Raw genomic sequence first — 19228 nt, forward strand, 5'->3', positions numbered from 1 at the left:
GTTTGCGGGTGCGCGATCTAGACTTGAGTCCGGCTCGATCGCGCCCTCGGGAGTAGTTGCAACGTTGCGCGCCGGTGGTCCCCGAAAAGAAGAGGCGCAGAGATGACCCACACCGCGACATCCGCCGACGGCACCACAATCGCTTACGATCTCGTCGGCGACGGGCCGACTCTGATCGTGATCGGCGGCGCGTTCAACACGCGCCATTCTCCTGGCGCCCTCGTGCCTCTGCTCGCCCCGCACATGCGCATCGTCACGTACGACCGGCGCGGGAGGGTCGACAGCGGAGATGCGGATGCCGTGGGAGGCGTGCCGCCATTTGCCGTGGAGCGCGAGATCGAAGATCTTGCCGCCCTCATCGACGCGGTCGGCGGCGAGGTCTTCGCGTACGGCCATTCCTCGGGCGCGATCCTAGGGCTCGAGGCCACCTCCCGCGGGCTTCCGATCAGCCGCCTTGCCGCCTATGAGCCGCCGTACACGGCAGACCCGAGTGACTCGACCCCACTCACAGACGGAGGCGTGCGAGCAGCAATCGCGGCGGACGATCGTGAAGCGGCGGCCACAGCATTCATGCGCCTGACCGGAATGCCCGACCAGGCCATCGAGGGCGCGAAGCACGCCGCTTTCTGGCCGGGTCTCCTCGAGGTCGCGCACACCCTCCCCTATGATCTGGCGCTCACCGGCGACGGTGTCGTTCCCGCCATGCGGCTTGGCTCGATCGCGGCACAAGTCCTCATCATGGATGGCGGGGCGAGCCCGGCGTGGGCGGCCCGTGCGGCCGAGGCGGTCGTCGCGGTGGTGCCCGGCGCGCGCCGTCTCACGGTGGCGGGCCAGGATCACAACGTCGACCCCGGGGTGCTGGCACCGCACCTGATCGACTTTTTCGGCTGAGCCCGGCCGCACGGAGTGCGACTCGGTGCATGTCCAGTGCGCGTGTGAATGGGAATCCCCACGCCCGTCGCCAGGCGACGAGCGAGGTTGGGACGCGCGGCTGGAACATGAGTTCTATGGCGGACGGGTCTACAATCTGCGTGCAGATTCGGTGACCTCCGGTCACAGCGACATCCTGGGGCCGGAGGTGGCTCACGCGATCCTCGCCGCTATCGCCGCCACTTGAGGCGGATGCCTCAAGCGGCGGTGCTGGCCCCCGATCGAGACTGGGGCATGGTTTCGACAACGAATCTACGACATTCGGTCGCTGACGCGGAAGTCGAACCACACCTGAAGCGGATCGCCGTGAACCGAAAAACAGTGAGTCTCGCAACAGGCCTTTTGTGAACTCGAGGAGGGTTTGCCATGTCCATCATTGAAACTCCTGAGGAAACCGACGGGCTCGTGGCCGACCTATATGCCGCGGAGATCTCCGAGATCGGCTACGTGCCGAGCCACACCCGCATGATGGCGGTGAACCCCGAGGCCTTCCGCGCATTCCAGCAATTGGTGCGCGCCATCGTGTCGCAGCTCGGAGTGCGTCGCTTCGAGCTCGCAACGTTGGCCGCCGCGGATGCGGTCGGCTCGCGGGCGTGCCGGTACGCGCACGGCCGCAAATCGTTGAAGCTGTTCGAGGAGGAGCAGCTGGAGCGCATCGCCCGCGACTACCACGACGCGCTCCTCAGCGACGCGGACGTTGCTCTGATGGACTTCGCCGCGAAACTCAGCCGGGATTCGGCGTCGATGACGGATGCGGACAGTCTGCGGCTGCGCGAGATGGGGTTCACCGACCGCGAGGTTGTCGACATCGCCCTGGCCGCATCCGTACGCAACTACTTCAGTCGAGCCCTGCACGCCCTCGCCGTCGAGGTCGACGTCCCGCCGGGGCTCAGCCCGAGTCTCAAAGATGCGTTGACGGTGTAGTGACCTCGGTTCGTTCCTGGCCGCTGTGAGGACCGTCCTGATTCTTCACGAGGCGCGCAAGAGCGATCCGGTTCCTGGTCCCGGTCTTTCTCAACAGGTTCGAAACATGTGAACTCACCGTCTTCTCACTGATGAAGAGTTCCCGAGCGATCTCACCATACGTGCGACCCGCCACAAGATGACTGAGGACGACCCGCTCCCGGTCGGTGAGAACAGCTCGGATGGGGTCATCCGCAAAGCGCATCTCGGGTTGGACCTCCTCGACCGGTATGTGGGCGGCATCCACGAGAACGTTCAGCGCGTCGATCACCGGATCAGCCCCGAGAGAACGTGCGAGGGATAGGCCCGCCCGCACGGCCACGGCAGCCTCCGCACGACGACCACTCCCGTCAATCAACAGCGCCTCCGCACAGCGCTGGTAGCAATACGCCTCCTCCCACGGGAGTGTGGCCGCGTTCAACAGGGCGGCGGCGGTATTCCAGAGCGAAGCAGCATCGGGAGATCGGTGCGCGCGCGCCACCTCCGCGCTGTACAACGCTGCCAAGGCTTCGATCTGGCGCTTCGCGGTATCGGTCGGCTCGCCGGAGTCTCGGACGATGTCGGGAAACCGTGCTACCAACGAGTCAACGGCGTCACTGTGCGGCATTGGGTTCAGGCCCTGATCGCGTGCATGCTCCGAGAGATCGGCCAGAGCGCGTGAGGCGAGCGGAAGCAGCCATTCACAGAGGTTCGGCGAAACTCCGCTCGACTCCAACCCCGACAATGCCGCATCGTACGCGTCGGCGGGCCGACCCTCCGCCAAGCAGACTTCTGCCCGAACAACGTCGAATTCGAATGAACGGTATGCGGCGGACTCCTGAAAGATTTCTTCGGCACGGTCCAGGTGGCCGCGGGCTTCCCGTGCGCGACCTTGAAGAACGGCCAACTTCGCGGCCGTCAATCGTGCCTGCACGTCAGCCATCGGCCCGGGGTTGGCACCGAGCGCGACACGGAGACATCGAAGCCCCTCCTGCCATTCTCCGATGCCTATCCACGCTGACGCTTCCCACCCGGCCAGAATCGCGATGTAAGGATGGGCCGCCTTCATCTCGGCCATCTGTATGCGGCGCTTTCGAATGGATTCCGCGAAGCCGCGGGTCGTGACGGCGTTGACGGCTTGCGCTTCCACTACGGCTGCCCCGACGAGGGTCATCGGGTCTTTGGCTTCCCGTGCCATTTCCGCGCTCTGAGCGGCCAGTGCCACGCATCGGTCATTGTTCCCGTCGAAGAGGGCAGCCCAACCGTTGATATAGAGCGTGTAAGACAGTGCCCTCGGGTCCCTAATACCGGAGGCAATTTTGAGTGACTCCGTCGCATGATCGCGCCCGCGGGGGTCGTCATTCCAATACTCCGCCAACGCCAGCGATGCCAGCGCACACGCGTACTGAGCACTTTCAGGGAGAGCCTCAGTCAAGTTCACTACTTCGCGGGCTTCGTCAACGGAATGGAACGACACCCCGGTTCTCAGGCGAAGCCATGAACGTCGCATGAGTAGCCCGGCGACCTCCAGTGGCTTGTCTACCGGGGAGACCTCGTCGAGGAGCGCTTCGATTGCCTTCAGCTCCTCACCGTCGGCACCAGTGATTTCGGCTGCGGAGACCAAGCGCACAAGCAGTTCCTGACGACTTGGGACACCCGAGGACACTCCGCTGCGGAGGGCCAACGCCCGGGTGAGCAGTCGCAGCATTTCTGCGCCTCCGCCAGCGGCTCGGGTCGCATCCGCGGCTTTCAGCGCGCAGTCAAATGCCTGATCCATTTGCCCGGCCGCGTGGCGGTGGTCGGCGATGGCGACAATCGTCTCCACAGGGCAGTGCCCGCTGAATATCAGTTCCTGTTCGAGGTCATCAGCAAAGGCCGCATGCCACATCTGGCGCTCATCGCCAGGCGATGATTCGTGGAGTGCTTCTGCAATCATCGGATGGTGGAACCAGTACCGACCATCCGGCATCAATTCGAGCACGCCGGCTTCTACGGCTTCGTGCAACATCTCCGGGACGCCATCCCCACTCTGGCCGGCACCAGTGAGTCGGGAGAGTCGGACGGCCGAGATCGGCGCGCCGCCGATCGCGACAACCCGACACAGCTGACGTGCCGGCGGTGACAATCTCGTCCAGGAGCGCAGGACCGCCCCCGCCAGATCAGAAGGTAGACCAGAGGCGATGTGGCGCGAATCCGGGCGGAGTCCAGTCGCCAGTAGGCGAGTGAGATACGCATTGCCGCGGGCGTGGGAGAACACGTCCTCGACCAGGGACTCGTGTGGAGGCTGACCGAGAATGCCAGAAAGCTGGAGGGCGGTGGCGTGCCGATCCAGGGGATCCAGGAGAAGGTCCTGGGTGCCAGGCATTCGGCGCATGTCGGCTAGCCAGCGGTGAAGGGGGTGGCCCTCACCCGCTTCACCGTGGCGGATCGTCGCCACAAGGGCAAGCCGGCGGGTGCGCGGACCCGCGACGAGGTACATGATCACATCGAGCGTGCTCTGGTCGGCCCATTGCAGGTCGTCGACGAAGAGAACGACCGGGTGATCTTCGCACTGCGCGTCAAGCCACGCGTCCAGCAACACGGGCACGCCGTCGGTCGATTGACCGATCTCGAAGGTGGGGGTGGCCAAAGCCCCCGGACGGCCAGCGCCCCGGGTGCGCAGTGCAGACCGCAGGGGCAGGAACGGTACGGACATGTTCATCAGGGGCAGACAGCCGCCGGCCAAAACGGTCATCTGGTCGGCGAACTCGGCGCAGGCATGTTCCACGAGCGCCGTCTTCCCGACCCCGGCTTCTCCGGTGACCAGCAACAGCCCGGCAGTTCCGTTGACGGCGTCTTCGAGAAACCGTCGCACCTCGGACGTCTCCGTCTCGCGACCAGCGAAGACGTTCCCGGCCACGCGTGAGCTACTGCCCATCTGTCAAGTGTCCCACTTCCGCCCTCATTTAAGGGGTTTGCGGCGCTTCCTGAGGGGGTGTGCCCGATGCCCGGATCCCCCAGCGCGACAACTGTTGAAGGTGTTACAGAACCCACACCTGAAAGGCAAGATCGTGAACTTTTCAACCGCCAGGGCCGCCGCAATCGCCACCTTGACCATCGCCCTTGTAGCCGCCACGAGCGTGTCAGCGGCGTTCGCCTTCCCTGACCCCGGCGAGCCCGGATCGCCAGGCGCTGTGCGCCAGACGGCAGCTCCTCACAACGTCGCGAGCACCTCGGGCGTTGGACTGCTCGAACGTATCGGCACCGAGTTCGTACGCGGCGACGATCTCACCGGTGCGGGTGTTCCCGCTCCGCACTGGGTGCCCGAAGATCAGTGGTCTCCGATCACCGGACGACTCCACGCGATGGGAGCGCAGATACCAAAATGATCAATGGTCGACAGAATTGAGCGCTCAAGGGTGCTCAAGAAATGCGCGTTGACCCGCTCGCGCACGCGAATCGCAGGTCAGTCCTCAGCATGCTCACCTACCGTGAAGCTCTCGACGCGTCGAACTCTCCCGCCTGCTCGATTTCGGACTCGCTCACGCATCCACCACCTCGGCCTCGTGCCAGCCGTCGCCGGAACGATAGTAGTGCTGAAGTGCGCCATCCGTGGTTTCGACGATGACCTCGAGGTTGAAGCCGAAGCTTCCCTGCAGAAGCCCCCACACATGCTTGACATCATGTCCGAACGTGGCCGACTGGTGCCATCGGTTCATCGGCTCCACAGTCGCGGCGTGGATCGGATCGGACACCTTCACGTGAGATTCAACTGCGGAGGAGTTCGCTAGGGATTCGCCGGTCGTCGACTCCTTGCCGAGCGTCATCCTGCCAAGCGTCACATTGCCGAGCGCCGATCGTGTTGCGCGCGCAACCACCTCATTCGTCTTGTCGGCGAGCAGGATCTGCAGATCGTCGGGAACCGATTTCCGATCGCTCGCGTGAGCGAGCAACGGTCCATCGACCTTGAGGTGGGCGACGTCACTCACCAGGGGGTTGGCGAAGTCTGCTCGGGGAATTTCACTGCGCAATGCAGAGTTGTCACGCCACCAATGCTGAACCTGACCGTTGACGGCTACGCAGAGTTCGAAGTTTCCGGGAGTGAGCTCATCTGTCGCACCGAATTGGCCCTGGATCATACAGATCGGGGTCTCTCCGACCTCGTGGCCGAAGACTTCGCCTCGTCTCCACGTGTGATCGCCGTCGTCGTCACGCCACCACAATTGCATGGTGCCGAAATTGCTCACGCACGCGAGGTATAGGTTGCCCTGGGTTCCGATGTTCGCCTGCACGAGAGATGGTCCGCTCATCTTGACTTCGTCGGTGATTGTGCCGCCTCCATGCCAGACAAAGTTTGGCGCTCCCTCACGCCACCAGTGCTCCAGAATGCCGCCGCGTCGTCGCACGACAACCTCAAGATTGCCCGGGGCGCCGTAGTTGCTTTGAATGAGCGCAGGAAAACCTTCGGTGTCGGTGGGGCCGAACCGCCCGCCATCATGCCAGATCTTGTCGTCCTGCCCCATCCACCAGTGCCGGAGTTGACCGGAGAGCTCCCAATAGACCGCTTCGAAATTGCGGTCGTAGGTGGTGGATGTTGCGGCTGGTTCGCCGACGCATCCGGCTCCGGCCGCTATGTCATTCGGATTCTCGAGCGTGGCCGCCTCGGCCCAGACAAACCCGCCGCTGCCGCCGTCACGCCACAGATGGCGTGCGCGAGGCGCTGACGCCCGTACCATTTCGAAATTTCGGTGCTCGGGCCCATTGCCGCTCTCGAAGAAGTTACCGGTGTGCAGGCGTCGCTTCGTCCACGGATCTGGGTTCGTGCCGGTCAGTCCCTGCTTGGAATAGGCGTCGATCTTGCATTCCCCGAACCCGACGAGACCGTACCCACCCATCCCCCAGCCCGCCCCCCAGGAGTTGCGCACGATCCAGCACTGCTGGCCATCGTCGTAGCCGACCACGAGCATGATGTGGCCCTGGGGGTTAGCCGCCATTGGCGACTGATGATAAACGGCGGGCCCGGTGTACGCGCTGAATTCGTCGTACGCGTCGAACCCTGCGATAACCGGTCCGACGCTGTCGAGCCACCTTTTCGCGTCGTCGACGCTGCCCAGGCTCGTATACTTCGGCACGCGTACCGTTCGTCCGTTTCGGTCGGCGGTGGGCGAATAGTTCTTGTCGACCGACGACCACGCGTAGCAGTCAGGATCTGCAATTCCGTTGGCTGTCACCCAATCCAGCGCGCCGGTAACACCGGCCCCGTGTGCGCAGGGTGTGGCTTTCGGACCGTCACGAACCACCCAGTTCTCGCCCATCGGGCCGCCCCAACCATCGCGAAGGTCGCCCTCTGAGCGCTTAGCCCACACGCCATGTTCAATGCGAACCATCGTCTCCACGAGAGCGGCCGTCGCAAATGCCCAGCAGCTGAGGCACGGGTTCTGATCTTGCATAGTGGCGAGCCAGTTGCCGCCCCAGCGGGTGCGCCAATCCACACCAATGTGAACTTCGGCCTGGAGGTCGGCCTGGATCTGGAGGTTGCGCGCACGAAGAAGAGGGTTCGCCACCGGACTTGACACAAGATCGGGCAGGTTGAGTGGGGGCACGTCGCGTGCAAGGGGGATTTGGCTCAGATCTCCACCAGTTGGGAATTGTGGAATCGGATCGTCATCTTTCAATTCGGGAGCGACGCGCCACGCGCGTTCTCCCATAGTTGCAACGGATGCCTTGAGTTCGCCAATTGTAGAAACCATCAGGTTCCTCCCGAGCAAAGAAACTGACTGGATTACCGGTTTCTGCTGGCTTGATTTTACGCGCGTCGAATCGCCTCGCCTATGGGAAAACGACGACGACCACCGCCCGAATCGAGTCCGCGGGAGCGGGAGTTAGTGGAGATGAATCTGGATGATGGCAACTCTATCCATTGGCGACGCTCATACCACCAGGAATGGCCGCAACTCGACCCTCCGATTGCAGGCCTTCGAGCCGTCCGCGGCGAGCTTCAGCGCCACGTCCAAGTCAGGGGCCTCGAAAATCCAAAAACCGATAACGAACTCCTTCGATTCCGTGTGCGGCCCGGCTGTGAAGGTCGGCTCCGCGCTTCGGCCGTCAACGACGGTGGTCGCGCTGGGCGCTGCGAGGCCGCCGGCGAAGACCCAGTGGCCCTCGGCCACCATGCGGTCGTTGAATACATCAATGGCAGCCATCTCGGCCGCGGTGGCGGGGCCGCTCTGGTCGTGGATCACTGAAACCAGGTATTGCAATTCGATCATCTCCTGTGGTCGGGAAGCCTGCCCTTGCCGAGTGCTCGCCCCTGTTACCAACCACTCTGCTCCCTTTCGACCGCAGATCGTAAGCACCCCTTAGCCGGCCAGGCCCCGACAGCTGCTAGGGAACACGCTGCTCGCCCCCGGCAAGCCACTCGGCAACGCCATGGGGGTTTCGATCATCCCTGTCAGACAAAGTGACCGTGACATCTTCGGGATGTCACTCCTGCGGGCCGAGTCCATGAATGGCGCCCCATGATCAAGGACCACCATCATTTGCAATGGGCGGAAGTTTGTACGATCACGGTCCTCAGTCTCATCGGGGAACTCCCCCAGGCCGCGCCAAGCTCTTCAATGTCGACATGGATCTGGTTCCAGGTGTTAGATTCTGACGCGGTCCGGGCGAAAGCCGTGCTCGATACCCCACAGCAGCGCGTTGGTCCTGCTGTCCGCGCCGATGCGCCGATAGCAGTTGCGGATGTAGGTTTTGATCGAATTGATTGAGAGGTATGTTCGCTCGGCGATCTCCGCATTTGAGAGCCCTTGCGTTATCAATGCCAAGATCTCGGCTTCGCGCTCAGAAAGGCCCTCCTCCCGGCCCGGCCAGTCGCCAACAATCACTGTCTGGGCGTCCTCTTGCTCGAGGTGGAGTTGCTTGCCGCCTGCGCGGATCGTCTCCAGGGCAGAAACTAGCCCGGCGGCCGGAAGCCCTTTGGAGATGTACCCGCCTGCCCCGTTCGACATCGCCGATTCGATGTGAACCGGCTCGAGGGTCCACGAATAGACGACTACCACGCCTACCAACGGGTTCGAGACGAGGTCTCGAACCTCGGACCGGTCTCCGCGGGTGGCAGCAAAGGTGTCGTATAAGGCGATGTCCACGTGCTCGCCGACCTGCTTATTCAGATCGAGCTCAACGACGTGGATCCTGTTTCGATAAGTGCGCAACATCTCCGCGACCCCGCGCGCGACCACCTCGTAGTCGTTCACCAGAGCAACGCGCACCGCATCCATATCCCCACGATATGGGATCACGCGGTTCGCGCAAGGTTCACCCTTTGGGGTGAACCGCTCGGTTGGAGTCGGGAGGTAATTTCCAATTACGGGGAATGGCGGCTGAAGCTCCCCGCCATCAGCCGCTATTGGCGCGTGACCTCACAGTTCACACAAACCTCAAAAAAAGGAGAACCACCATGGGCAATGACAATCCCGTCATGCTGAACCCAGCCGAAAAGCCGGGCCACGCCGAATCAAACAGCCCTACCAAGGTGCCAGGTGATCAGCGTCCCGGCAGCGTCGCATCGAGGGCGCCCGACTGGTCGACCGAAGACGGCGTCCACAGGCTCGACTCCGATGACAGTGAATCCGGCGACGGTTCGAACGGGAAGTCTGGATCGTACGTTTCAGGAGAGCCGCTAGGAACGAGCGTGCCGTCACACGGTGGCGAGGACAAACTCGAGACGGTGAAGCGCGAGTCACGTGAAACGACGAAAGTTGCGAAGGATCAGGCCGGCAATGTGGCAGAAACTGCCAAAGCCGAGGTGGGTTCTGTTGCAGCTGAAGCGAAGTCCCAAGCGAAGGATCTTTTTGCGCAAACCCAGCGTGAAATCAAGGAGCAAGCCGATGCTCAGCAAAGCAAAGCAGCGGCAGGACTCCGAGCGATGGGTGAACAGTTGCGTGGTATGTCAGATAACTCAGACCAGGGTGGTCTCGCTGTTGACTTGGTCCACGAGGTTTCGGGCCGACTTTCGGGTGTCGGCTCTTGGCTCGAGCAGCGCGATTCTGGTTCTCTGGTCAGAGAGGTGAAGTCGTATGCGCGTCGCAATCCTGGCACCTTTGTTGCGATCGCCGCGGTCGCTGGGGTTGTCGTCGGTCGGCTGACCAAAGCGTTGACAGCCGGTGACAACGACGAGTCTGGCGAAAGCCGAATCTCCACGACGACCGAACACGTGCCGCCACAGCCTCCAATCATGCACGCGGGGGCGGAGCCACTCAGCGTCGCTGACACGCCACTGTATACGCAGCACGCCGCCTCAACGCTCGATGATGTCGACCCAGGAAGCACCGGTCATGACCGACGCCACACCCTCTGAGCAGAAAGCGGCGACGACATCTCTCGGTGATCTGCTCGGTGAGGTCACCAGGGATCTGTCAACGCTGATCCGGCAGGAGCTGGCCCTGGCCCGCGCTGAGCTGAAGGAATCTGCAACCAAGGCGGGAAAGAGTGCCGGCCTGATGGGAGGTGCCGGATATGCGGCGCTGATGGCAGTCTTCTTTCTCTCAGTGGCCCTGTGGTGGGCGCTCGGAACGCTGATTGGCCTCGGATGGTCGGGCGTGGTCGTGGCCGTATTGTGGGCGATCGTCGCGCTCATCATGTTCATGGTCGGCCGCAGCCAGCTGAAGCAGATCAAGGGGGCTCCGCAAACTGTGGAGACCATGCAGGAGATCCCGAAAACGTTGAAAAGAAATGAGGAGAACCGATGAGTGATTCACCCGACGCCATCCGCGCCGATATCGAACGGACCCAGCGAGACCTAGGCGAGAACGTCGATGCTTTAGCGGACAAGGTGGACCCGTCCAAAATCATGGACCGTCAGGCCGACAAGGTCAAGAACGCGGTTGGGTCCGTCAAAGACCGCATACTGGGCACCGATGACGGCGACAATTCCTCGATGACGGACAGCGTCTCGGATGCGAAGGACCGGGCCGTCGCCAAGGCGCAGGGAAGCCCGCTCGCTGTAGGGCTGATCGCCTTCGGGGTCGGCCTGGTCGTGGCCTCACTGTTTCCTGCATCCCGCGTTGAAAGGGATGCCGCATCGACCGTGAAGGAGCAGGCTCAGCCGCTGATCGATGAAGCAACGGAGACGGCCAAGGAAATCGGCGAGCATCTCAAGGAGCCCGCCCACGACGCCGCCGCCGCCGTGAAGGACGCCGCGACCGACGCAGTCGAGAATGTTCAGGCAACCGGCCAGAATGCGGCTCACGCGGTCTCCGATCGAGCGCAAAGCGCGCAGGCGAACATTTCCGACAGCTGAGACCTGTGGATAAGTGTCTCGCCGGATGTGGTTGCGTCAGTCGCGTCGCATCCCTAAGTGGGAGATCGAGGAGTTTATGAGCACACGAGCGCGTACGCGCGCGGACGAGCCCGGCCCGCCTGACCCGGAGGACTCACGCAAGGCGGACAGCCCGGTCGATTTGAGCAAACGGTCCTGGAAATATGTGTTCGGCAAGACAGCTCGCGAATTCTCGTCTGACCAGTGCACCGATATTGCGGCGGCACTGACGTACTTCGCCGTACTTTCGATCTTTCCCGCAACGCTCGCCATATTCTCATTGCTGGGTGTGTTCGGGCAGAGCGGTGCAGCCACTGACGCGATTCTCGACATGGTGCGGCAGTTGGTCCCCGGTGAACTGGCCAACGCGCTGAAGGGCCCAATCGAGCAGATTGCGAATGCGCCGGCGGCAGGGTTTGCCTTGGTGACGGGGATCGTTGTGGCAATCTGGTCGGCGTCGGGCTACGTAGGCGCTTTCAGCCGGGGGATGAACCGAATCTACGAGATTCCCGAGGGGCGTCCGTTCTGGAAGCTGAAGCCTGCGCAGTTGCTGGTGACCGTGATCGTTCTTGTCCTGGTGCTGATTGTGGTCGTCATTCTCATAATCTCCGGGCGGGTGGCCGATACCGTCGGTTCGGTGCTGGGCATCGGTGAAGTCGCGACCACTGTGTGGTCGATCGCGAAGTGGCCGGTCTTGGCATTGGCGGTAGTGCTGGTTGTGGCGATCTTGTACTATGCCACCCCGAACGTGAAGCAACCCAAGTTCCGCTGGTTGAGCCTCGGCGCGGGCCTCGCGATCGTGGTGCTCGCGGTCGCGACTTTTGCCTTCGGGATCTATATCGCGAACTTTTCCAATTACGACAGGACGTACGGGTCATTGGCTGGAGTGATCATCTTCTTGCTGTGGCTGTGGATAGCGAACCTCGCCCTCTTGTTCGGTGCGGAGTTTGACGCGGAATTGGAGCGCGGACGACAACTGCAAGCCGGTATCGCCGCGGAAGAGAACGTGCAGCTCCCACCCCGTGACACACAAAAGAGTGACAAAGCCGAAGAGCGCGAAGCGAGGGACGTCGATGAGGGCCGACGTATCCGTCACCTGGCCGAAGAACCGGGCCCGGCGCGCAAGGAGCGAGACTGAGCGCCGGGGTCTTGATGCCGCTTCCATCAGCAGATCGAGAGTTTGAGTAACCGTGAAAACTATCAGTGACGTTCAGGCGCCGCCTATGCGCATCGCCTCCGTCCCATCCGACCATGTGTATGTTCGACATCTTTCGCCTCCGGACGGTAACGATCGGAGCGTGACGCGACTACCAGATCCGACGCCGCCAGGAGCAGAGTCGGAGCCGTCTCGATGGTGGCCACCCACAATGCTGCAAGCCGACTGGGTACGGGAGCATCACCGCGAGTTCGATGTGTTCCACGTACACTTCGGCTTCGACGCCCGGGCGCCCGAAGACCTACAAGAACTGGTGACCGTACTTCGTCAGAACGACAAGCCTCTTGTTTTGACCATGCACGACTTGCGTAATCCGCATCACCACGGGCGAAAGGAGCACGACGCCCAGCTCGACGTCCTGGTGCCCGCCGCCGACGCGCTGATCACGTTGACCGGCGGGGCCGGTGATGAGATCAAACGCCGTTGGGGTCGCAATGCGTGCGTCATTCCGCATCCGCATGTAGTCGAGCTGGACCGGATGTCGGCGCTGCGCGCGGAACGTTCTTCCGGTAACGGAACTCCGTATCGCGTGGGGATGCATGTCAAGAGCCTGCGCGCGTGCATGGACCCGAGTGCGCTCCTGCCCGCCCTGGAACGAGCCGTCATCGAGATGGGTGATGCTCGTCTTCAGATCAATGGGCACCGCGACGTCCTGGACCCGCGAGGTGAACGCTATGATCCGGACCTGGCTCAGTTGTTGCACGACTGCGGCGATCTGGTCGATGTCAGAATTCATGACTTTTTCGACGATGAAGCTTTGTGGCGCTACTTGTCCTCGATCGACGTCTCAGTACTGCCCTATCGATTCGGGACCCATTCGGGATGGTTGGAGGCATGCAGAGACCTCGGCACGCGTGTCGTGGCTCCGTCGTGTGGCTATTACGCCGAGCAGGGACCAGTGCAAAGTTATGTGTTCGACGAAGATGGCTTTGACGAGACGACGCTGATCGATGCCGTCCTGGGTGCCCGTGAGATGGACGTCGAACCATTATCAGCCCTCGACCGTCTCGGGCAGCGACGGGCCATCTCCGCCGCTCATCGTGATCTTTACGATTCGCTGCTCCGATGAGAATTTGTCTGATCGCTTCGAGTCGTTTCCCGGTCCGGGAGCCATATCAGGGCGGGCTGGAGGCGCATACTGCGATGCTCGCAGATCAGCTCATCCGGCGAGGTCACACCGTAAGTCTCTTTGCGGCGCCGTCGTCTGATGAGCGGTTCAACATCGAACATTTGGACGTCGGCCAGTTCGAATCCAGCACAGCATCTCGTCGCGACGTCGGTGCGTTGCCCGAGGAATGGATGCGAGAACACCACGCCTACCTCAAGCTGATGCTCATGTTGATCAAAGATGGCCAAGATCGGTTTGACATCGTGCACAACAATTCTTTGCATCATCTTCCTGTCGCGATGGCCGGTGCACTCCCGGTGCCGATGGTTTCCACGCTGCACACACCCCCGTTGGCATGGCTCGAGTCCGCAATCACCGTGAATACCGGAAACATCGCGTTTACGTCGGTCAGTCGTTACACAGCCAAAGCATGGGCCCATGTCACGCCCTCACGCACCATTCTCAATGGCGTCGACACCAACCTCTGGAAGGCCGGCCCCGGCGGGTCGGCGGCCGTATGGACTGGTCGTTTGGTTCCGGAGAAGGCACCGCACTTCGCCGTATTGGCTGCACGGAAAGCGGGCATGTCCCTGAGACTTGCTGGGGCTCGATTGGACTCAAATTATTTCGAGCACGTGCTGGCGCCCCTGCTGGGTGACGGCATCGAGTACGTCGGTCACTTGTGCCAACAAGAGCTCGTAACTCTGGTTGGTGAATCTGCGGTAGCGCTGGTTTCGCCGGCTTGGGACGAACCATTCGGGTTAGTCGCGGCGGAGGCGATGGCCTGTGGCACTCCAGTTGCGGCGTTCGCTCGCGGTGCGTTGCCGGAGATCGTCGGCCGCGTCGCTGGGCGTCTGGCCACGCCCGACGATGTGGGATCTCTTGCTGAAGCAACGATCGACGCACGGCGAATCGATCGCACGAAGGTTCGTGCGTACGCGGTTGAGCAACTCGGAGTCGACCCCATGGTGGATGGATACCAGCGTCTCTACAAGTCGGAGATTGAAGGGCCGACCAGATGATTGGGTACTACGTGCACCACCACGGGACGGGACACCTGCACCGCGCGATCGCGATCGCCTCGGAGCTCGAAACCACCATCACTGGTATCAGCTCCCTCCGCCGTCCTGCCACGTGGGCCGGACCGTGGCTCGAACTCCCCCGCGATGATGACGGGAGTGAAATGTTTGTCGACGTCGACGGGGGCGGACGACTCCACTGGGCTCCGGAATACCACGACGGTCTCCGGAAACGGATGGCCAAGATATCCACGTGGATCGACGAGGCAGACCCTGACCTGATGATCGTCGACGTTTCAGTGGAAGTTGCACTTTTGGCACGCCTTCACGGAGTTCCCGTGGTGACAATTGTCCTTCCCGGTGAGCGGGAAGATCCCGCCCACGAACTTGTGCATTCGATATCTCGGCGCATCATCGCTGCCTGGCCGCCCTCGGTGTCTGGGATGGTTCGAGGACTCGATGAGCGGTCATCCCGACTTGCCTGGGTCGGGGGCGTCTCACGTTTCGACCATCGAGACACAGTGGAGAAACCTCCCACCGACGGTCCGCGACGTGTCGTCATGCTGACAGGCTCAGGCGGGCTCGATGTCACGGCAGACCAGCTCGCGATCGCTCGGCGACAGACCCCCGGCTGGGAATGGATCATTTTGGGAGAAGCAGGCATTTGGGCTGATGACCCATGGGACTGGCTCACCAGTGCGCACGTCGTGGTGACTCACGCAGGCCAGAACGCGATTGCAGAGGTCGCGGCCGCGCGCCGCCCCGCTGTGGTGTTGCCGCAGAGCCGTCCGTTCCGCGAGCAGGAGGTTACCGCCGCCGCGATTGCAGCATACGGACAGTACCCAGTGAAGGTGTTCGATTCCTTTCCAAGCCAAGGGTGGTCAGACGTGCTTGATTCGGTCGCTCGTTTGGATGGGACAACGTGGGAGGCATGGAACGATTGTGCCGGGATTGAACGCGCCGTCGCGGTGATCAAAGCAGAGTTGCGGCTCACCGCTGACACGGTACTGCCGTGACAGGAACGGTTGTGATCACAGTCGTGCATGGACGACATGACCATCTTGAACTGCAGCGAGCGGGTTTGGCAGAATCGTCACGCCCCATAGCGAACCATGTCATCGTGGCAATTGACGATCCCGGGCTAGGACCCGTGGCTCGCCGCGAGCAACTGCCATATGATGTCATCGCAGTCGACGGATATGCTGCGGGCCTTCCGCTGGCCCTCGCCCGGAATGTCGGCGCTCACGTTGCCATCGATGCCGGCGCCGATCTTCTGGTGTTTCTCGACGTGGATTGCGTGCCCTCCAGACAGTTGATTGCAGCGTACGAGAGTGCCGCTCGCATCGTGCCGCAGAATCTTTTGTGCGGCCCGGTTGCCTATCTCCCACCAGCCCCTCCCGGCGGCTACCACCTTCGGAGCCTGCACCACTTGGCCGATCCTCACCCGGACAGGCCCAGTCCGCCTCCAGGACAGCTGCTCCACGACCGCCACCACTACGATCTGTTCTGGTCGCTTTCTTTCGCCACCACGGCCGCGCAGTGGAGTCGTCTCGGCGGATTCTGTGAGAGTTACCGAGGTTACGGTGGCGAGGACACCGATTTTGCCTACGTCGCTCGCGAGCGTCAATGCGCGCTGACGTGGGTCGGAAGCGCTCGCGCGTTCCATCAACATCACTGGGTGAGTTCGCCGCCCATTGAGCATTTGGAAGATATTGTCCGAAACGCTTCGGTGTTCTACCAGCGCTGGGGTCGCTGGCCGATGGGCGGCTGGCTAGAACAATTCAGCCGACGAGGATTGGTCGAGTGGACCGAACACTCGCTGCAGATCAGCGGTGACTGACAAGTTTTTGCAGGCACTCGCGCCTCACCCGCACGAATGGAGACGTCCAATGCCTGGCGTCGGTGCGGCACAGCCTCAGAGTGACTGGCTCCCGCGGCCTGCCGATAGGTGAGATGGTCGCGACGAGGCTTCTGTCGTGCGATCGAAGGAACAGCCACATGACTCACCAATCCGCAAAGTGACCGAACCGAACTCCGTTGTCTGCCTTCCGGCAGTCGCCCCCGGACGCGTGGCTTCCCGCACCACGGCCTCTACTGCCACGGATGCCATCGCGGGGATGCTCTGTACGACAGTGGTGAGGCTCGGGTTGAGGTAACGTGCGAACTCGGTGCCGTCGTAGGAAACGAGGGATGCGTCTTGGGGAACTCGGATGCCCAGGTCGGCACAGGCACGCATCGCTCCCATTGCTTGAGCGTCGCTGAAGGAAAATATGGCATCGAATGACGTGTCTTCCGTGATGGCACGCGCTGTCATTTCGTAGCCGGAAGCGAATGAGAAGTCTCCATGTGCGAAGTTTGAGCTCGCGCCCGGGACTCGGTCGATGATGGACTGGGCGCCCGTGCTGCGCCGTGACGTGCTGTCGAGCGCCTCCGGCCCAGCTAGGAGTAACACTTTGCGCCGCCTGTGCTCGAGCAACAGGTGTTCGACCGCCATCTGACTGCCCTTGTGGTCATCCGATTGAGCAACCGCCTTGGGGCCGGAGCGTGGTGTGCGGTCGATGAATACTGCGGGAATAGTCGGACGTTCTTCTCCGATCCATTCCGACGCGGCGGAGACCACGATGATGCCGTCGACGCGGCGATCCTCAAACGAGCGCAGGGATTCGCGTTCGCGTTCCGGGTCGTTGTCGGTCGTGGCGATGAAGAGCGCATAGCCACGGTTGCTACATTCCCACTCTATTCTCTCCACAAGCTCCCAGAAGAAGGGGTTGAGAACATCGGGAAGCAGCATCCCGAGGCTGAATGTTTGGGTCGCCCGCAACGCGCGCGCCACCTGGTTGGGCCGGTATCCGAGCTGTCGGATAGCCGCCTCGACCTTCTTTCGGCTGAGCTCACTGACGCCGCGTGGCCCACCGTTGACCACATAACTCACGACGGCTGGTGAAACTCCGGCTACTCTGGCGACGTCTGATCGGGTGGGTTGTGCCATCTACTTATCGGCCGCCTCGGCGATAGATTGCTTCGAAAACATCTGGAGCACAAACATGATTATTGCAGGGATGAGAGAAATCATCAGCGCACCGGCAAAGTTCTGCCCGAAGTTGCTCGTTTGCAGTGTAAAAGTCTTGCTCAGTGCGATCGGGGCAACTTGTAGGGCCGGGTCCGGAGCGATCAAGAGTGGCCACAAGTATGCCATCCACTGGCTCAGGAAGATGATAAGCGCCGCGTTTGCCAGTGCCGGTGTCGACAGGGGCAGGTACATCCTGCGCAGAATTGAAAACTCGCCGGCACCGTCGATGAGTGCTGCTTCGCGGATGCTCGCGGGGATTCCAAGGAAATGTTGGCGCAAATAGAAGATCGCCAACCCGCTGCCTATGCCGGGCAGGATCAGCCCGATGTATGTGTTATTGAGGCCAGCGTCATTGAAGATTTGCGCAAGCGGAACAGCAATCGACTCGAACGGAATCAGGAAGCCGACCACCACGAGGCCGAACACGATCTCGCGCCCGCGGAACTCCACCACTGAGAAACCATACGCAGCCAGCGCGGAAACCGCCACTCCGACGATCACGGAAACGACGACCACTATGAGGGAGTTGATCAGCGCGCGGCCAAAATCCAATGGCCCCAACATCTGGACGAAATTGTCGAGCGTCCACACGTCTGGCCAAAATGTGTTCCAAGACAGTGGGGTAACGGCGTCGATCACGGCATTGCCTGGCCGGAACGCACCAAGGAACATCCAGGCAGCAGGCAGGATGAATACGAGCCCGACGGCTGCGGCGAGTAGAGTCCACAGGATTCGAACTTGGCTACGCGAGCGGAGCATCAGTTCTTCTCCTTCATAAGCCGGAACTGGATGGCAACGATGGTGAGCATCAGCGCCGTGAGAATCACCGTCTCAGCCGCACCCATATTGGGGTTGGAGTACTGGTAGGTCTGTCGGTAGATGTCATACATGAGCAGAGTGGTTGAGCTCTCCGGCCCCCCGCCGGTGAGGACCTGCATGGGGACGAAGAGCGCGAAGTTGACGACCGTGTCTGCTACGAGAACGAACAGCAATGGTCTTTTCAGCAACGGGAGTGTGATCGAGAAGAACTGGCGCAGGGTGCCTGCACCGTCAATTTTTGCCGCTTCGTAAACATCGCCGCCGATATCGTCGAGTCCGGCCACGAGGAATACCATCCAATAGCCAATACCAACCCAACTCGCAATGGCGATGATGGACCAAAGTGCCTGATCTGGTGACGTGAGAAAAGGTTGGGAGCCGATCCCGACGAGCCCAAGTAGAGCGTTGATCGGCCCATCGCTTCGCAGCGCTATACCAGCCGCGATACTCGCGCCGACGAGTGGGATAGTGGTGGGAATGAAGACGAGCAAGCGCCAAAAGGCTTTGCCGTAAATGCGCTGTCGCACCAGCAGCGCAACAAGCAAGGCAAGACCGATCTGCAATGGGTTGATGACGACCGCGAACAGGAGAGTCCTCAATATCGTCTGTTGGAACTCCGGAATCGTGAAAAGGTCAACGTAGTTGGCGAGACCAATGAATTCCACTGAGCCGAGCGGGCCAAAAGGTGCGAAATAGAGGCTGCTGGAGATAGCTTGACCAAACGGCATTAGACGCAATACCACGATAAGTACGATCGCGGGACCGACGAATCCCAGGATCGTCAGCAAGCCAGGTCTTAACGCGCTTCGGCGTCTGGTTGTCACGATAT

Annotated in this window: 18 protein-coding genes; 11 read left to right on the plus strand and 7 right to left on the minus strand. The window is 61.7% G+C overall.

The annotated features are described in order from the left end of the window. Positions 1 to 102: 102 nt before the first annotated feature. The gene (locus tag DL891_RS10930) at positions 103 to 891 is read left to right on the plus strand and encodes an alpha/beta fold hydrolase (RefSeq protein ID WP_111720462.1); all 789 of its coding nucleotides are present in this window, start codon (positions 103 to 105) and stop codon (positions 889 to 891) included. 405 nt (positions 892 to 1296) lie between these two features. Next, on the plus strand, positions 1297 to 1854 hold the full coding sequence (locus tag DL891_RS10935; protein ID WP_111720463.1) for a carboxymuconolactone decarboxylase family protein: 558 nt from the start codon (positions 1297 to 1299) through the stop codon (positions 1852 to 1854). Here the strand turns inward: DL891_RS10935 and DL891_RS17725 are convergent. Then, on the minus strand, positions 1832 to 4789 hold the full coding sequence (locus DL891_RS17725; protein ID WP_111720464.1) for a LuxR family transcriptional regulator: 2958 nt from the start codon (positions 4787 to 4789) through the stop codon (positions 1832 to 1834). The two genes, DL891_RS10935 and DL891_RS17725, sit on opposite strands and share 23 nt — an antisense overlap. A 133-nt stretch (positions 4790 to 4922) precedes the next feature. On the opposite strand from DL891_RS17725, the gene DL891_RS10945 reads away from it, so the two are divergent. Further along, positions 4923 to 5240 (plus strand): hypothetical protein, encoded by a 318-nt coding sequence (locus tag DL891_RS10945; protein WP_157962477.1) that lies wholly within the window; start codon positions 4923 to 4925, stop codon positions 5238 to 5240. 153 nt (positions 5241 to 5393) lie between these two features. Here DL891_RS10945 and DL891_RS10950 read toward each other — a convergent pair whose 3' ends face one another. From DL891_RS10950 to DL891_RS10965, 3 genes are all read right to left on the minus strand, one after another. Further along, on the minus strand, positions 5394 to 7601 hold the full coding sequence (locus DL891_RS10950; RefSeq protein ID WP_111720466.1) for a C1 family peptidase: 2208 nt from the start codon (positions 7599 to 7601) through the stop codon (positions 5394 to 5396). A 180-nt stretch (positions 7602 to 7781) separates the two neighbouring features. Then, positions 7782 to 8111 carry a YciI family protein gene (locus tag DL891_RS10955; RefSeq protein ID WP_111720560.1) on the minus strand — a complete coding sequence of 110 codons (330 nt, stop codon included), beginning with the start codon at positions 8109 to 8111 and terminating at the stop codon, positions 7782 to 7784. A 384-nt stretch (positions 8112 to 8495) separates the two neighbouring features. Then, positions 8496 to 9128 carry a response regulator transcription factor gene (locus DL891_RS10965; RefSeq protein ID WP_111720468.1) on the minus strand — a complete coding sequence of 211 codons (633 nt, stop codon included), beginning with the start codon at positions 9126 to 9128 and terminating at the stop codon, positions 8496 to 8498. A 179-nt stretch (positions 9129 to 9307) separates the two neighbouring features. On the opposite strand from DL891_RS10965, the gene DL891_RS10970 reads away from it, so the two are divergent. The 8 genes from DL891_RS10970 to DL891_RS11005 all read left to right on the plus strand — a co-directional run bounded on the left by DL891_RS10970 (position 9308) and on the right by DL891_RS11005 (position 16350). Further along, positions 9308 to 10207 (plus strand): hypothetical protein, encoded by a 900-nt coding sequence (locus DL891_RS10970; RefSeq protein WP_111720469.1) that lies wholly within the window; start codon positions 9308 to 9310, stop codon positions 10205 to 10207. Next, positions 10185 to 10598, plus strand: coding sequence for a phage holin family protein (locus DL891_RS10975; RefSeq protein ID WP_111720470.1), 414 nt, complete (start codon positions 10185 to 10187; stop codon positions 10596 to 10598). Before DL891_RS10970 ends, DL891_RS10975 begins: the two co-directional genes overlap by 23 nt. Continuing rightward, complete coding sequence (locus DL891_RS10980; protein WP_111720471.1) at positions 10595 to 11149, plus strand: DUF3618 domain-containing protein; 555 nt, start codon at positions 10595 to 10597, stop codon at positions 11147 to 11149. Before DL891_RS10975 ends, DL891_RS10980 begins: the two co-directional genes overlap by 4 nt. 76 nt (positions 11150 to 11225) lie before the next feature. Then, on the plus strand, positions 11226 to 12305 hold the full coding sequence (locus DL891_RS10985; protein WP_111720472.1) for a YihY/virulence factor BrkB family protein: 1080 nt from the start codon (positions 11226 to 11228) through the stop codon (positions 12303 to 12305). An 85-nt stretch (positions 12306 to 12390) separates the two neighbouring features. Further along, positions 12391 to 13452, plus strand: a complete 1062-nt coding sequence (locus DL891_RS10990) for a glycosyltransferase (protein ID WP_111720473.1) — start codon at positions 12391 to 12393, stop codon at positions 13450 to 13452. Next, complete coding sequence (locus DL891_RS10995) at positions 13449 to 14513, plus strand: glycosyltransferase (protein ID WP_111720474.1); 1065 nt, start codon at positions 13449 to 13451, stop codon at positions 14511 to 14513. The genes DL891_RS10990 and DL891_RS10995 overlap by 4 nt, the downstream gene beginning before the upstream one ends. After that, a complete protein-coding gene (locus tag DL891_RS11000) occupies positions 14510 to 15526 on the plus strand; it encodes a glycosyltransferase (RefSeq protein WP_111720475.1) in 1017 nt (338 codons plus the stop codon). Before DL891_RS10995 ends, DL891_RS11000 begins: the two co-directional genes overlap by 4 nt. Before the next feature lie 11 nt (positions 15527 to 15537). Then, positions 15538 to 16350 carry a glycosyltransferase family 2 protein gene (locus DL891_RS11005; RefSeq protein WP_232819120.1) on the plus strand — a complete coding sequence of 271 codons (813 nt, stop codon included), beginning with the start codon at positions 15538 to 15540 and terminating at the stop codon, positions 16348 to 16350. A gap of 75 nt (positions 16351 to 16425) precedes the next feature. Here the strand turns inward: DL891_RS11005 and DL891_RS11010 are convergent, their stop codons facing one another. The 3 genes from DL891_RS11010 to DL891_RS11020 are packed head-to-tail and all read right to left on the minus strand — an operon-like array spanning position 16426 to position 19187. Next, the gene (locus DL891_RS11010; RefSeq protein WP_111720477.1) at positions 16426 to 17499 is read right to left on the minus strand and encodes a LacI family DNA-binding transcriptional regulator; all 1074 of its coding nucleotides are present in this window, start codon (positions 17497 to 17499) and stop codon (positions 16426 to 16428) included. Beyond that, a complete protein-coding gene (locus tag DL891_RS11015) occupies positions 17500 to 18339 on the minus strand; it encodes a carbohydrate ABC transporter permease (RefSeq protein ID WP_111720478.1) in 840 nt (279 codons plus the stop codon). It abuts the gene before it with no gap. Then, positions 18339 to 19187 carry a carbohydrate ABC transporter permease gene (locus tag DL891_RS11020; protein ID WP_232819121.1) on the minus strand — a complete coding sequence of 283 codons (849 nt, stop codon included), beginning with the start codon at positions 19185 to 19187 and terminating at the stop codon, positions 18339 to 18341. Before DL891_RS11020 ends, DL891_RS11015 begins: the two co-directional genes overlap by 1 nt. Between the last annotated feature and the right edge of the window lie 41 nt (positions 19188 to 19228).

It is taken from the genome of Homoserinimonas sp. OAct 916 (genome assembly GCF_003260275.1).
GTDB lineage: Bacteria > Actinomycetota > Actinomycetes > Actinomycetales > Microbacteriaceae > OACT-916.